We start from the raw sequence: 14,754 nt of genomic DNA, 5'->3' as shown, positions 1-14,754 counted from the left end.
GCGCCCCCAGCCAGCTGGCTGGGGGCGCTTCCGCGTGTGAGAGGGGAATCAGGACTGGTAGCCCGCCGAGCGGTACTCGTACTCCCGGTCGTCGTCGCGGTCCCCGTGGTCGCGGCTGAAGTCCCAGCCTCCGGCCGCCTCGCGACCGGGCCGACCACCCACAGCGAAACCGCCGATCTCCTGGCCGCGGCGCCAGCCACGGAAGTAGCCTGTCGTGTTCTCCGCGAGGCTTGCCGCATCACGCACTATCCGCAATGGGCGCTCCTCGCGCAGCGGCGAACCCGGCACCAGGTTGGCCTGCGGCACGCGCTTGGGCAGCCCTGCGTTGGTCTCGGCGCCCACCGCCGGGCGGGCGGCCTGCTCTGCGGCCTGCCAGCCGGTGTCGGCAGTGGTCGACCAGTCCAGGTCGGACTCCTCGGCCTGCCCCACGAACCAGGCCGACTTGGCCTGCGCGAAGATCAGCAGATCGCCGTCGCCCTCGTCGGCGACCGGCGGCGGCCGGTGCTCCATGGGCGGCGGCCGGTGCTCCATCGGCGGTGGCCGGTGCTCGACCGGCGGCGACGGCCGGTGCTCGGCGGCGCGTTCGGTGCGGGCGGCCGCCCGACCGTTGCGAGCGGCCTGCTCGCGGTCGACCAGGCGCAGCGGCGGCGTCTCCAGGTGCTGGTCCACGGGAGGGTTGAGCCCCTCGCGCAGCGCCCGGTCGGCCAGCGGCGGTGGCTCCACCAGCCGCAGCATCGGCGGCTCCGGTGGCAGGTCGTCCGCCAACCACGGCGGGGTGACCCGACCGTCGGCCCGACCCGGGTCGGTGGGGGCGTCGACACCGCGGCTGCCGCCGTACGAGTAGGCCACCGGGTTGTTCGGTGAGCTGTCGGAGGGGTCCTCCGGGTTGTTGACCAGCGGCCAGTTGGCTCGGGAGCCGGGCGGTGCGGTCTCCTGCCCCGGTCGGGGGGTCGGCACCGGAATGCTGAGGTCGGTGGCGCTGAACCCGCCGGTGGGCGGCTCGTCGACAGGGCGTTGCTGGTGGCTCGGCCGGGGCTCGCCGTTGGTCTTGGGGCGGGGCGGAATGACAGTCCGCTGCCGTTCGGCCCGCGCGTTGTTGATCGCGGCAGTGGTCAGCGTCGGCCGGAACGGCTCACCGGCCTCGGCTGGCGGCACCATGCCGCGTTGCGTCGGCGCGATCGGGGTGATCCCGGGCGGCGGAGGCGGCGGCGAGGAGACGGGCCGGTTGGTCGGGCCGTCGATCCGGCTCGGAAGCGGCTCGCTACGACTGGGCAGCGTGGACGCCGGCGGACCAGCCATCGCCGCCGGAGTCATCGGCGCGGGGGCGACCGGCGGCGGCGTGACCGGCGCGGGGGCGACCGGCGGTGGCCCGAGCGGGCGGGGCGACGCCAACGGCGCGTTACCGGGGACCGGCTCGGGACGGCTGCGCCGCCCGACAGCGGGTGCCGGGTCGGCGGCTGGCGGGTTGGGGCGGACCGACCGCAACCCGGCGTTGGTGCCGGCGAGGCCGGTCATCCCGGCGTTGGCGCCGGCCAGGCCGGTCAACTCGCCGACGGACTCGCCACGGCGGGCCGCGGCCCGGCGGCCGGGTGCCTGAACGGGCGTGGTGACCCGTGAGCTGAGCGCGCTGACCAGCGCCTCACACCCGGCGTCGCAGGCCCGTACGGAGGCGACGGCCTGGCGGACCGTCTCGGCCACCGCGGACGTGAGCGCCCGGTTGACCGCGGCACGTCGGGGTGTCTCGGAGATGGCGACCCGCAGGGCGGTGACCGCCTCGTTGATCTCTTCGGCGTCGGCGACCCCGTCCGCGGCGAGGTGTGCGGCGATGGCATCCGCCGCGACCGACACCTCGCGACCCCGGGCCACGGTGCCGCCGAGCATGCCCGGCTCGGGCAGCGCGTCCAGCACGGCCAGGGAGACCGGCTCGGCCGGGTCCGGGTATGCGCGCAGGGCCGCCGGGTAGAGCTCACGCAGAACTTCACGCAGCGCCACGGCGGCGGAGTGTCGGCCACTGGCCAGCGCGGCGTGCGCGGAGAGCACCTGCTTGTAACCGGCGAGGTCCCGGGGTGCCGGCAGGGTGACGGCGGAGAGCGCCCCCGCCTGCAACGCGCGGGCGAGGCCGACCGCTTGTCGTTCGGCCGGAGGCGACTGCATCTCCTCAAGGGAGTCGTCGTCGGCGAACCGCTCGGCGAAGTCGTCCACCGAGTCGTCGTCGGCGATCGCCAGGGGTCGCCCCGCCGCGCTCAGCAGCGAGGTGACCGTGTGGTCGTCGCTGTCGGCGGCGATGGCCGCACCGCTCGGCCCGCCCGACCGCTCCACGAGCAGCGCGACGAGCTGGGCGTAGCCAGCGGCGTCATCGCTGATCTCGCAGACATGCAGCAGACGGCCTGCGTCGTCGACCACAGCGGACGTCAGCGTCGAACCGGCGGAGGCCGGTCGGTCAGCCGGATCCGCCGAGGCCAGACCGCAGTAAACGCGCACGAGCGCCACGGCGTCGTCCTCCTCCCGGGACAGGTCTTCCTCTGCCAGCAACTGATGCTCCCCGGTACGGGTCAGTCGCGCCAGTCCACCACCGCAGAGATCTTGCCGACAATGGTGCGCCAACCCAAACTTGCGGTCTGCGCCCCGATCTTCTTCAGCCGTCGCCGAGCCATGAACGCGCCGATTCCACCGTTGGCGGTGCCACGCAGCGCCTCGTCCAGGTCGTCGAGGCTGGAGCCGGCGGAGAGCATGTCGAGTACCGCAGGCAGCCGCAATGCGTACGAGAGGTCACGCGCGGCCTCGCCCGCCTCGATCAGCAGGGTCGAATCCCACGTGTCGTGCCCGCCGCGCAGGTTCTCCACGACCAGGTCGAGCTCGTAGGTGTCCTCGTCGAGCGGAGCGATATCTGCCGGCTCCACCCGTTCGGACAATTCATTCCAGCTGTCCAGTTGGGACAGATCGTTTGGCGCACCGGATCGGATGAAACTGACAAGCGACTCGGGGGTCTTGAACAGCAGCAGCTTGCCTCGGTTGCTGAGGAAGACCGGCACCTCCTCGTCGTCCGCCTCGTCCGTGACGGCCTCGTCCGACTCGTCGTCGGTCTCGGTGTCGGTGGCGGCGCCGTCCCGGCGGTGCTTCGACTCGTCGTCCTCGTCGGCGAACTCCTGGGCCAGCTCCTCGTCGAGGATGACGACGGTCTCGTCGTCCTCTTCCTCCTCGATCGCCTGGCGGCGCGCGAGGAACGGGTCGTCCTGGTCGCGCTCGGTCACGTCGGTCGGAGTCAGCGAGCTGGCCGGTCGGTAGGCCCGGAGCGTGAAGCCGGTGCCGGCGGGCAGGGCGATCTCCACTGGGTCGATGCGCAGCTCGTCCCAGAGTGAGCGGTCGGTCGACACCGATGGGCGCTCGGTCTCGTCTGGCTCGGCCGCGCCGGTGGTGTCGTCGAGCTCGGGCTCGTCGGCGTCGGGCCGTTGGGGCGACTGGCGGGCCACGCTGACCTCCGTGTGCTTCGGGTTGCCCACCCACCGGGGTCTCTGACCGGCGAGTGACTCTGGGCACATACCCTAGTCGGCAGCCCTGGGTGACCGATGCCCGCACCCCGGTGGCCGGTTGGCGCACGGGTCCGACCTGCTGGTCGTCACCGCTGGCGAAGCGGCGGTTCGACAAGTAGCGTAGCTACGCATGAAGGCCCAGGAACTGCACGGCCATCTCGACGCTCTGCTGCTCGCCGTGCTCGAACAGGGCGCGCTGCACGGCTACGCGATCATCGAGGCGTTGCGCGCCCGCAGTGACGGCAGTCTGGATCTGCCCACCGGCACCATCTATCCGGCGCTCCGTCGCCTGGAACGCGCCGGCCACGTGGCGAGCACCTGGAGCACTGTCAGCGGCCGGGAACGGCGGACGTACCAGCTCACCGACTCCGGCCGGCGGGCGTTGGCCGGGGAGCGGGCCGGCTGGCGCGAGTTCCAACTGACAGTCGGCCGGTTCCTCGATCCCGGCAGCCCGCCCACCCCGGCCTGACCCGCTCGGATCCGCCGCCGATCAGCGGGTGGCGGCCAGCAGCCAGCCGCGAGCCGCGCGGGTGAGCGAGAAGTAGGCGCCGCCCACCAACACCGCGCCGATGATCATCGGTGGCCAGTGCGCCGCCGCGTCCCAGAGGTTGAGCGACCAGGTGAAGAGGGCGCTGCCGGCCACTATGCCGAGGATCAGGACGCCGGTCAGGCCGGCGCCCACGGCACGCTGGGCCAGAGCCAGGCCCGGCCGGGGCGCCCGCGCGGTCGCCCAGACCACCAGCAGACCGGCCACCGAGAGCGCCAGCGCGCTCATCCAGATCCAGTCGACCGAGTTGGAGAGCAGCAGATAGCCGGCCGGGGGACGTGGGCCGCCACTCCAGCTCGACCCCCGCCAGGTCAGATCACCGGCGACCACCCCCACCCCGGCGATCGCCAGCATCCGCAGGGAGAGCCCACGCAGGGCGCCCACCGCCAGCTCGGCCTGCCAGGACGGGAGCACCTGCGCCGGTGAGCCGAACTCCACCACCGCCCGACGCTGCGCCTCGGTGGGTGGCACCCCGCTCTCGCGGTACGCCTCGACGGCGTCCAGCAACCCGTGCCGGGCCTCGGTCAGTAGGTCGGTCTTGAGCCGCGCCGGCCCCTGCAACCGAGCGGCCAGCTCCCGCAGGTGCTCGTCGACCATCACGTCCTCACCGCGCCCCATGGCACCACACTGCCACGGACTCCCGCCGGTCGACGTCCGGGAGAACCCTGGTCCGCCCCCGGAGTCGGGTCAGGGGGCGAGCGCCAGGTAACCCCGTTCGGCAGCGGCCTGGAGCAGCCACTGGTCCCGGTACCAGCCCGCGGCCGCCACCAACTCGGCGTGCCGCCCGCGCTGGGTCACCCGACCGCCGTCGAGGACCACTATCTCGTCCAGGTCGGCCAGCCCGCTGAGCCGGTGGCTGATCAGCAGCACCGAGTGCCCGACGGGGGTGGCGGCGAGGGCGGACGCGAGCACCGCGTCCGCGGCGGTCGGGTCCAGACCTTCGGTGGGCTCGTCGAGCACCAGGACCGGCGGCGCGGCGAGCAGGGCCCGGGCGAGCGCCAGTCGCTGCCGCTGCCCGCCGGAGAGCTGCCCGCCCTCCTCGCCGACAAGCGTGTCCCAGCCCGCCGGCTGCGCGTGGACCCAGTCCAGCAGGCCGGCGGCGGCGGTGGCCGCGGTCAGCTCGTCCTCGCCCGCTCCGGCCCGCCCGAGCAGCAGGTTCTCCCGCACCGTGGCATGGAAGACGTACGCCTCGGCCAGCAGCCCGCCGACCGCGCGCGGCAGCGCCTCCTCGGCGTACGCCGAGAGGTCGTGACCGTCGAGGGTGACCCGGCCGGAGGCGGGCCGGACGGTGCCGGTCAGCACGGCGGCCAGTGTGCTCTTGCCGGCGCCGCTCGGGCCGACGACAGCGATCCGGCGTCCCGCCGGCAGGTCCAGGCTGACCCCGTCCAGGGCGGGTGCCGCACCGGCCCGGTACCGCACTGTCACGTCGTCGAAGCGCAGCTTGTGCGGGCCGGTCAGGTCCGTTGGACCGGTCGTCGGCGGCGCGGTCGGCGGGTCGGTGTCGAGCAGGTCGGCCACCCGGGTCAGGCCGGGCCGGAGCTGCGTCCACTGCCGGGCCGCGGCGACCAACGCCAGCGTCACCTCGACGGCGGCCAGTGTGCCGACGGCGAGGACGCCCACCAGCACGCCCGACACGTCGGCGGCGAGCGCCACCAGTACCACCGCTGCCGCGGTCGCGCCGGCGGCCAGCACGCCGGCCGCGTCCACAGCGAACCCGGTGGCGGCCAGCCGACGTTCCAGCCGGGCCAGCCGGTGGGCGCGCTGCTCGGCGGCGCGCAGCGTGACGTCGGTCGCCCCGAACGCGGCCAGGTCGGCCGCGCCGTGCGTGAGGTCGATCGCGTCGGTGGCCAGCGCACCCCGCAGGGGGGCCACCTCGGCCGCGCTGCGGCGGGTGACAGCGGTGGCCAACGCGGGCAGCGCCACCCCGGCGACCAGCAGCCCGACGGCGAGCGCGCCGGCGGCCGGTGGTGAGATCAGCGCCGCCACGGCGACCGCCGACACGCCGACCACTGCCGCCGCCGCGGCGGGCACCAGCACCCGCAGCAACAGGTCCTGGACGGCCTCCACGTCGGAGACCAGTCGGCTCAGCACGTCACCCGAGCGGTGCGCCGTGCCACGGCGGGCCGCCAGGGTGGCGAAGACCCGGGCTCGGACGTCGGTGATCATGCGGAGGACCGCGTCGTGCCCGGCGAGCCGTTCGGTGTAGCGGAACACGCCCCGGCTGATCGCCAGCGCCCGGACCGCGACGATCGCCACTGTGAGGCGGTCCAGCGGAGGCTGACCGGCGGCGCTCATCAGCAGCCAGGTGGCGGTGGCCATCAGGGCCAGGCCGGCGAACTCGGTGGCGGCCGCCAGCAGCCCGGCTCCGACCAGGCGGCCCAGGTACGGCCGGGCCAGTCGCAGCACTGCCCGCTCGGCGGCGGCCCGCCCGGCCGGTGCCGCTGGCCCGTGTTCGGCGGTCATCGCGCGGCCTTCCCGGTCGGTTCGGGCGTCAACTCGGTGACCCGGCCGTCCTCGATGCGCAGGATCCGGTCGGCGTCGGCCAGCAACGCCGGTCGGTGCGCGACCAGCAGCGCCGTCCGGCCGGCGACCAGGCGACGGGTGGCGTCGAGCACCACCGCCTCGGCCGCCGTGTCGAGTCGGGCTGTGGGTTCGTCGAGCAGCACCACCGGGGCGGCGCGCAGGAACGCCCGGGCCAGCGCCACCCGCTGCCGCTGCCCACTGGACAGCCCGTGACCGCGCTCACCGAGCACGGTGTCCAGGCCGTCGGGCAGGCCGGCCACCACGTCGTCCAGGGCGGCATCGTGCACAGCGGCGGTGAGGACGTCGGCCGGGGTGTCCGGCGCGCCGAGGCGGATGTTGTCGGCCAGCGAGGCGGCGAAGAGGTGGGCCCGCTGCGGCACCCAGGCGAGCTGCCGACGCCAGGCGTCCGGGTCGGCGGTGGCGAGGTCGACCCCGTCCACCGTGATCCGGCCGCTGGTCGGCACCACGAAACCCAGCAGCAGGCCGAGCAGCGTGCTCTTGCCGGCGCCACTGGGACCGATGATGGCGATCCGTTCGCCGGGCCGGATGGTCAGCGTGACGTCGCGCAGCGCTGTGGTCCGCTCGTACGCCACTGTCACCCCCTCGAACCGGATCTCGGCCCGAGCGTTGGGGACGGAGGCGCCCTCGGTGGCCCGTGGCGCGGTGGGTGCGGCGGAGACTGTCAACGCCTCGTCCAGCGCGGCCAGCCCCTCCATGCTGGCGTGGAAGCGGCTACCGGCGGCCCGCAACGGCAGGTACGCCTCCGGGGTCAGCAGCAGCACCAGCAGCGCGGTCTGCAGGGCCAGCCCGCCGCCGAGCAGGCGGATGCCGACCGGCACCGCTACCAGCGCCACCGAGAGGGTGGCGACCAGTTCGAGGACCAGCGCGGAGAGGAACGCGATCCGCAACGTCTTCATTGTGGCGACGCGGTGACCGTCGGCCATCCGGCGTACCACGTCGGTCTGTGCCCGGGCCCGCCCGAACGCGCGCAGCGTGGGCAGCCCGGCGACCATGTCCAGGAAATGCCCGCCGAGCAACGCGAGCCGCCGCCACTGCCGCTCGGTCGCGGCCTGCGCCTGCCAGCCGAGCAGCGCTCCGAAGACCGGGATCAGCGGCAGGGTCAGCGCGATGATCACCGCCGAGCTCCAGTCGGCGAAGACGACCCGCGCCAGCACCGCGAGGGGCACCGTCACGCTGAGCACCAGTTGCGGCAGGTACCCGGTGAAGTACGCGTCCAGCGCGTCCAGTCCACGCCCAGCCAGGGTGGCGATCTCACCGGCCCGCTGCCCGGCCACCCAGCCAGGCCCGTGCCGGCCCACGGCGCCGAGCAGGTCGGCCCGCAGCGTGGCCTTGACCGTGGCGGCGACCCGCGCCGAGACCGTGCCCTGCGCCCAGACCAGTGCCGAGCGGGCGGCGACAGCGATCACGAAGCCGGCCAGCGCCGGTCGATCCAGCCGACCGTCGATCGCGGTGGCCAGCAGCGACGCGAGCGCTGTGGCCTGCGCCACGATCAACCCGGCGGCCAGCACCCCCAGGAGCCCGAGCACGGCAAGATCGCCCCGGGCCGCAGGGACCCGGCGCAGCAGACGCGGGTCGAACGGACGGCGGCTCACCAGTACACCGGTGCCCTACCGTCGGTCCGTCCTCGGAAAACCCACCAGCACATCGCCTGGAAGCCTAGTAGGGCCGGAAGTAGCGGCAGCGCCACCCAGCCCAGCAGCCGCAGTGTCGGTGCGCTGGCGGCTGCGTCGGCCACCCGCAGCGAGGCGTCCGGATCGGTCGTGGACACCAACACGTAGGGCCAGAGAGCGGCTCCGACCAGCAGCACCGGCAGCGCCAGGGCCGCGCCGGTGGCGACCAGAGCCCACCCTGGCCGCCGCCGAGCCAGCGCCGCGCGGGCAGCCAGCAGCACCGCGACGAGCAGCACCGGCAGGAGTACGGCCACCGCCGGCCGCTGCACTGCGTCGCGTACCCGGGCGGAGAGCAGGCCCACGACGGTGGCCACTGCGACAGCGGTGAGCGCCACCGGCACCAGCCGGCGGGCCGTGCGACCGACCACGGCGGCGGCCTCGGCCGGCAGTCGTAGGGTGAGGAATGTCGCCCCGTGCACCGCGACCACTGTGACCATGGCCAGCCCGGCGGCGGCCGCGAACGGGGTGGCCAGGTGCGTCACCCCGGCGACGTGCCCGTCGGCCTGGAGGGGTACGCCCTGCAACAGCGCGGCGAGCAGCACACCCCAGCCCAGCGCGGCGAGGGCGCTGCCGATCACCACGACGCGGTCCCAGCGGGCGCGGATCCGCTCGTCACTGGGCCGGCTGCGCAGTTGCACCCCGGCGGTGACCAGGATGACGCCGACCAGGGCACCGGCGACGGCCGGATAGCAGCCGGCGAGCAACTCGCCCTCCAGGAGGGGGAACGCGCCGAAGAGAATGCCCACGGCCGCCACCAGCCAGACCTCGTTGCCGAGGAAGAACGGGCCGAGCGCGGTGAGCGCCTCCCGCCGCCCGGCCGGACCGACGCCGCGGGCGAGCAGCAGCCCGACGCCGTAGTCGTAGCCGGCGAGCACCAGGTAGCTGGCGAAGAAGAGGCCGAGCAGGGCGTACCAGGCGAGGTCCACTGTCTACTCCTCAGAGGAGGGCGGGTTCGGGGTGGGCCGGCTCGCTGGGCGGCGCCGGTGGCCGACCGAGCGCCGGGTCGGCCGCGCCACGCCTGGCGTGCCGGGCGAGCAGCACCCAGTTGGTGACGGCGAGGGTGCCCAGCAGCAGGCTGAACCCGATCAGCGAGGTGAGCATCAGCGGTGCGCTGACCGGGGAGACGGCCTGCTCGGTGGGGAGCAGCCCGTACGCCACCCAGGGTTGACGGCCGACCTCCCGGGAGATCCAGCCGAGGATCACCGCGATGAACGGCAGCGGCAGTCCGAGCAGGATCAGCCAGAGCGGGAAGCGCAGTCGGATGACCCAGTCCCGGAAGAGCAGGGGTAGCAGCAGCCAGACGCAGCCGAGGGTGAAGCCGATCAGGATCATGAAGCCCAACCCGACGCTGGCCAGCACCGGTGGGGTGTAGTCGCCGGGGCCGAACCGCGTGGTCCAGTCGGCGATCAGCGCCTGGGCCTCCGGGCCGTTGCCGCCGAACTTGGTCGGCTGCACCGAGCCCACCGGGCCGAACTGGGCGAAACCGAAGCCCTGCACCATCGTGATGGCCAGTGCCGCGGTGACCAGGCCGATCCGCAGCGAGGTGCGGAAGAGCGCGAAGTCAGGGGTACGCCGGATCAGGTGCCCGGCGCTGACCGCCGCCATCAGCATCCCGCCGACCAGCAGCGCCGCCGAGACCACGTGCCCGAAGGCCATGCCGAGGCTGGGATTGGTGAGCAGCGCGCCGAAGTCGGTGAGGTGGGCGATCCCGTCGCGGACCTCGTAGCCGACCGGATTCTGGAGCCAGGAGTTGGCCACCATGATCCAGAACGCCGAGGCGTACGCGGTGATCGCCACGCCCCAGAGCAGCGCGAGGTGGACGCGCTTGCCGAGCCGGTGCCAGCCGAAGATCCACATCCCGAGGAACGTGGACTCCAGGAAGAACGCCACAAGCGTCTCGATGGCCAGCGGCGCGCCGAAGACGTTGCCGACGTAGCGCGACAGGCCACTCCAGTTCAGCCCGAACTGGAACTCCATCACGATGCCGGTGGCGATGCCGAGGACGTAGTTGATCACGTAGAGCTGGCCCCAGTAGCGGGTCAGCCGTTCCCACTTCGGGTTGCCGGTGAGCACCCACGCGGTCTGCATGCCGACCAGCAGGGTGACCAGTCCGAGCGTGACCACCACGAACAGGAAGTGGATCGAGGTGGTGGTGGCGAACTGCAGGCGGGCGAGGAGCAGGGTGTCCATGACCAGCCCTCCATAGCGTTGGCTCCCTTGTCGTAGCCACCCTACACGTAGCTAGCCTACATAAAAACTCTACTACGCCTTGTAGTAGACAATACTACGACGATGCGTAGTAGCTGCGTTTGCTGGGTGGTGCGGCGAGGCAACGCCGGGCGAGGGGGCGGCCTATGCCGCTTCGCCGCCTTTGCTCTGCTTCAACCCACGCAACGGTTCTGCCGCGAAGGTGGTGCGTGGGTTGAAGCAGAGCAAAGGGGGACTCGAACACCTGCCTGTCCGGCCGGCGACACGCCGTCACCCGGTCAGTGGCGTGGGGCGGGGTTGGCGCGTCAGCTCAGGAAGAGGGTGACCGGGAGGGCGACCAGTGTGGTGGCAACCGCGAGGGCGGTGGCACCGAGAACCCGCGGCGGCCGGTCGCTGACCAGCAGGCGCTGCACCCGTACGTCGAGATCCCGGTCGCCCATGCCGAGCGCGCCGGCCGGGGTGATCCGGTGCCCGGCGGCGGCGAACCGGCGCAGAGCCCCTGCCAGCGGGGCCTCGGCGTGCAGCTCACGGGCCTTGTCGTCGGCGCGCATCTCGACCAGCAGGGCGACCCGCTCGTGCGCGTCGCGCACCCAGCCGAACCACGGCAGCGCCCGGCACAAGGCGGTGAACGGCAGCAGCACCAGGTCGTGCCGCTCGTGGGCGTGCGCACGCTCGTGGCTGAGCACCGCGGCCAGCTCGGCCCGGTCCAACAGGCTCAGGGTGCCGGCGCTGACCACCACCTGCGGCTTCACGCCCGGCAGGCAGTACGCGGCGGCGCTCGGATGATCCAACACCAGCGCGCCCGGCGCGGCCGGGTCGTTCCGGGCGACGAGGGAGAGCAGGTCCCGGTGGCGACGCTGGGCGCGTACGGTGCCATGGATGCTGCGCACCGTCGTCGTGACCAGCACCGCCCCGATGCCGAAGCCCACGCCGACGCCGGCCAGGTGGAACGTGCCCACCCCGATCGGCAGGGCGCCGTGGGCGAGGTCGTTGGCCAGGGCGAGCAGTGCGCTGCCGGTCGGCCGGTCGTACGCGCTCAACCCGAGCGCCATCGGCAGGCCCATCGCCGAGAGGCCCAACGCCAGCCCGACGGCCTGCCAGCAGATGATCGCCACCCGGGGGCTGCGCCACGTCCAGGTGGAGCGGGCCAACACCTGGGCAGTCAGATAGCAGGCCAGCATCGTGGCGGCGAAGTGCACGGCGTAGGCCATGGCGCGCGCCCTACCGCTCCGCTGCCTCGCCGGCGGGTCGTCGGCCCGCCGGCCCGTCCACCCGGTCGGTCAGGGCATCGGCCGCGCCCGCGTCGCCACCGGTGGAGCCAGGCCCGGTCAGGCCGGCCTCGCTGCCCAGGGCCGCTCGCAGCACCTCGGCCTCGGTGCCGGTCACCGAGCGGGCGAAACGCACCAGCGCGGCGTCCCGGCTGCCACCCAGGTCGAGGGCGTCGAGCATGAGTTGAGCGATGTGCGCCTCGCGGCTGGCCGCTGGGCGGTACCGCCAGGCTCGACCCTCTCGCTCCCGTTGCACCATGCCCTTGCCGGCGAGCCGGTCCAGCACTGTCATCACAGTGGTGTACGCCAGCTCACGGCCATCGAGCGCGTCGGCCACCTCGCGCACGGTCACCCCGTCCGACGTGCCGGGAACCACGTCCCACAGCACGTCCATCACCGCACGCTCAAGATCGCCCAACCGAGTCACGGACCAATCCTACCCCCGGTAGTAGACCCCCCACCCACCCAGCCGTCCCAACCCGGACCCACCCCCGATTGGCGCAAGATCCGGACAAGAACAGGGTTGTTGCTGCCGCACGGACGCGTGAGGCAGCAACAACCCTGACGTTGCGCAGATCTTGATGACCCACCCCGAGGCAGAACCAGTGAAGTGACCCGACCGACGGACCCGGTCCACGTCAGGTTTTCCGGGGGAGCCCCGCCCGCGCAGGGATCAAGCCTGACCGCCCGGAGCGGGCGGGGCTCCACCGGAAAACCCCAAAGGCAGGGAGCGATCACACCCCCTTGGGGTGCCACACCGTCTTCGTCTCCAACAGCGCGGTCATCGGAGCCACCCCCGGGTCGCCGGTCCAGTCGTGGTCGGCCGGGGCCGGTCGGAGCACCCGCTTGAGGTTCTCCGCCGCCTTGACCTCCAGATCGGTGGCGAGCGCGGTGTCGGTGACCCCGGTCAGGTCGATCGCGTTGACGTCCATGTGCGCGGCCAGCGTCGGCGCGGTCTCGGTGATCGCGCCGGTGAGGATGTTGACCACACCGCCGGGCAGGTCGGAGGTGGCCAGCACCTCGGCCAGCGTCACCGCCGCCAGCGGCTCGCTCGGGGACGCCGCCACCACCACTGTGTTGCCGGTGACGATCGCCGGAGCGATCACGCTGACCAGGCCGAGCAGCGCCGGACGCTCCGGGGCGACCACAGCGACCACGCCGGTCGGCTCGGGCGCGGAGATGTTGAAGTACGGGCCGGCGACCGGGTTGGCGCCGCCGTACACCTGGGCCAGCTTGTCGGCCCACCCGGCGTACCAGACCCAGCGGTCGACAGCGGCGTCCACCTCGTCGCCGGGGATGCCCAGGGCGACGAACTGTTCGCGGCGGCCCTCCAGCATCTCGGCGGCCCGGTAGAGGATCTGACCCCGGTTGTACGCTGTCGCGCCTGCCCAGCCCTTGACGGCGGCGCGGGCGGCGACCACCGCGTCCCGGGCGTCCTTGCGGGAGGCCAGTGACACATTCGAGGACTGCACGAGATACGACCGTCCCGACTCGCTGCGCGGGAACTTCCCGCCGATGAAGAGCTTGTACGTCTTGCGTACCGCGACCCGCTCAGACATTGAGGTAGCCCTCCAGCCCGTGCCGGCCGCCCTCGCGACCGTAGCCCGACTCCTTGTACCCACCGAACGGCGAGGTGGGGTCGAACTTGTTGAAGGTGTTGGCCCAGACCACGCCGGCGCGCAGCCGATCGGCCATCCACAGGATCCGGGAACCCTTGTCGGTCCAGATCCCGGCCGACAACCCGTACGGCGTGTTGTTGGCCTTCTCCACGGCCTCGGCCGGGGTGCGGAAGGTGAGCACCGACAGCACCGGGCCGAAGATCTCCTCGCGGGCGATCCGGTGTGCCTGGGTGACGCCGGTGAAGATGGTCGGCGCGAACCAGAAGCCCCGGTCGGGCAGGTCGCACGGCGGTGACCAGCGCTCGGCGCCCTCGGCCGAGCCGGCGTCGGACAGTTCGCGGATCCGCTCCAGCTGGGCGGCCGAGTTGATCGCGCCGACGTCGGTGTTCTTGTCCAACGGGTCGCCGACCCGCAGCTGAGCCATCCGTCGCTTCAGCGACTCCAGCACCCGGTCGGCCACGTTCTCCTGAACCAGGAGTCGGGAGCCGGCGCAGCAGACGTGCCCCTGGTTGAAGAAGATGCCGTTCACGATGCCCTCGACGGCCTGGTCGATCGGTGCGTCGTCGAAGACGATGTTGGCGGCCTTGCCGCCCAGTTCCAAGGTGAGTTTCTTGCTGGTGCCGGCGACCGACCGGGCGATGGCCCGGCCCACGTCGGTGGAGCCGGTGAAGGCGACCTTGTCCACGCCGGGGTGCTCGACCAGCGCGCGGCCGGTGTCGCCGGCGCCGGTGAGGATGTTGACCACACCGGCCGGCAGTTCGGCCTGCTGGCAGATCTCGGCGAAGAGCAGCGCGGTCAGCGGGGTGGTCTCGGCCGGCTTCAGCACGACGGTGTTGCCCGCGGCGAGCGCCGGGGCGATCTTCCAGGCCAGCATGAGCAGCGGGAAGTTCCACGGGATGACCTGCGCGGCCACGCCGATGGGCCGCGGGTTCGCGCCGAACCCGGCGTGCTCCAGCTTGTCGGCCCAGCCCGCGTAGTAGAAGAAGTGCGCGGCGACCAGCGGCAGGTCGACGTCGCGGGACTCGCGGATCGGCTTGCCGTTGTCCAGCGACTCCAGGACGGCCAGCTCGCGGGAGCGCTCCTGGATGAGCCGGGCGATCCGGTACAGGTACTTCGCCCGGTCCCGGCCCGACATCGGGCCCCAGACCTTGTCGTACGCCTTGCGGGCGGCCCGCACCGCGCGTTCCACGTCCTGGGGGCCGGCCTCGGCGACCTCGGCCAGCACCTCCTCGGAGGCGGGATTGATCGACTTGAAGCTGTCACCGTCGGTCGGGTCGACGAACGTGCCGTCGATGAACAGCCCGTACGAGGGTTTGAGGTCCACCACCGAACGGGACTCGGGGGCGGGGGCGTATTCGAACATCGGCT

12 protein-coding genes are annotated in these 14,754 nt (G+C 73.0%); 1 reads left to right on the top strand and 11 read right to left on the bottom strand.

Annotated elements, in window-relative coordinates:
• Positions 1-48: 48 nt before the first annotated feature.
• Both AB0C20_RS05935 and AB0C20_RS05930 read right to left on the bottom strand, forming a co-directional pair.
• Positions 49-2,514: a transposase gene (locus AB0C20_RS05935; RefSeq protein WP_357188515.1), complete on the bottom strand. Its 2,466-nt coding sequence runs from the start codon at positions 2,512-2,514 to the stop codon at positions 49-51.
• A gap of 38 nt (positions 2,515-2,552) precedes the next feature.
• Positions 2,553-3,500 (bottom strand): DNA primase, encoded by a 948-nt coding sequence (locus tag AB0C20_RS05930; protein WP_357188460.1) that lies wholly within the window; start codon positions 3,498-3,500, stop codon positions 2,553-2,555.
• 160 nt (positions 3,501-3,660) lie between these two features.
• On the opposite strand from AB0C20_RS05930, the gene AB0C20_RS05925 reads away from it, so the two are divergent.
• A complete protein-coding gene (locus tag AB0C20_RS05925; protein WP_238684472.1) occupies positions 3,661-3,999 on the top strand; it encodes a helix-turn-helix transcriptional regulator in 339 nt (112 codons plus the stop codon).
• Positions 4,000-4,020: 21 nt separating this feature from the next.
• On the opposite strand, the gene AB0C20_RS05920 is transcribed toward AB0C20_RS05925, so the two are convergent.
• The 9 genes from AB0C20_RS05920 to AB0C20_RS05880 all read right to left on the bottom strand — a co-directional run bounded on the left by AB0C20_RS05920 (position 4,021) and on the right by AB0C20_RS05880 (position 14,749).
• A complete protein-coding gene (locus tag AB0C20_RS05920) occupies positions 4,021-4,695 on the bottom strand; it encodes a permease prefix domain 1-containing protein (RefSeq protein WP_357188458.1) in 675 nt (224 codons plus the stop codon).
• A gap of 69 nt (positions 4,696-4,764) precedes the next feature.
• The gene (cydC, locus tag AB0C20_RS05915; protein WP_357567466.1) at positions 4,765-6,540 is read right to left on the bottom strand and encodes a thiol reductant ABC exporter subunit CydC; all 1,776 of its coding nucleotides are present in this window, start codon (positions 6,538-6,540) and stop codon (positions 4,765-4,767) included.
• The gene (gene cydD / locus AB0C20_RS05910; protein ID WP_357188454.1) at positions 6,537-8,213 is read right to left on the bottom strand and encodes a thiol reductant ABC exporter subunit CydD; all 1,677 of its coding nucleotides are present in this window, start codon (positions 8,211-8,213) and stop codon (positions 6,537-6,539) included. Before cydD ends, cydC begins: the two co-directional genes overlap by 4 nt.
• Positions 8,210-9,217: a cytochrome d ubiquinol oxidase subunit II gene (locus AB0C20_RS05905; protein WP_357188452.1), complete on the bottom strand. Its 1,008-nt coding sequence runs from the start codon at positions 9,215-9,217 to the stop codon at positions 8,210-8,212. Before AB0C20_RS05905 ends, cydD begins: the two co-directional genes overlap by 4 nt.
• Positions 9,218-9,227: 10 nt before the next feature.
• Positions 9,228-10,481, bottom strand: a complete 1,254-nt coding sequence (locus AB0C20_RS05900) for a cytochrome ubiquinol oxidase subunit I (protein WP_357567465.1) — start codon at positions 10,479-10,481, stop codon at positions 9,228-9,230.
• Between the two features lie 323 nt (positions 10,482-10,804).
• Positions 10,805-11,710 carry a M56 family metallopeptidase gene (locus AB0C20_RS05895; protein ID WP_350862213.1) on the bottom strand — a complete coding sequence of 302 codons (906 nt, stop codon included), beginning with the start codon at positions 11,708-11,710 and terminating at the stop codon, positions 10,805-10,807.
• Positions 11,711-11,720: 10 nt separating this feature from the next.
• Positions 11,721-12,194: a BlaI/MecI/CopY family transcriptional regulator gene (locus tag AB0C20_RS05890; protein ID WP_357188447.1), complete on the bottom strand. Its 474-nt coding sequence runs from the start codon at positions 12,192-12,194 to the stop codon at positions 11,721-11,723.
• A 307-nt stretch (positions 12,195-12,501) separates the two neighbouring features.
• On the bottom strand, positions 12,502-13,326 hold the full coding sequence (locus tag AB0C20_RS05885; protein ID WP_357188445.1) for an aldehyde dehydrogenase family protein: 825 nt from the start codon (positions 13,324-13,326) through the stop codon (positions 12,502-12,504).
• Entirely contained in the window at positions 13,319-14,749 is a 1,431-nt protein-coding gene (locus tag AB0C20_RS05880; RefSeq protein ID WP_357567464.1) for an aldehyde dehydrogenase family protein, read from the bottom strand. The genes AB0C20_RS05885 and AB0C20_RS05880 overlap by 8 nt, the downstream gene beginning before the upstream one ends.
• Positions 14,750-14,754: the final 5 nt, after the last annotated feature.

Source organism: Micromonospora sp. NPDC048843, from assembly GCF_040649965.1.
Lineage (GTDB): Bacteria > Actinomycetota > Actinomycetes > Mycobacteriales > Micromonosporaceae > Micromonospora > Micromonospora hortensis.
This window is presented reverse-complemented; position numbering and strand designations above follow the sequence as displayed.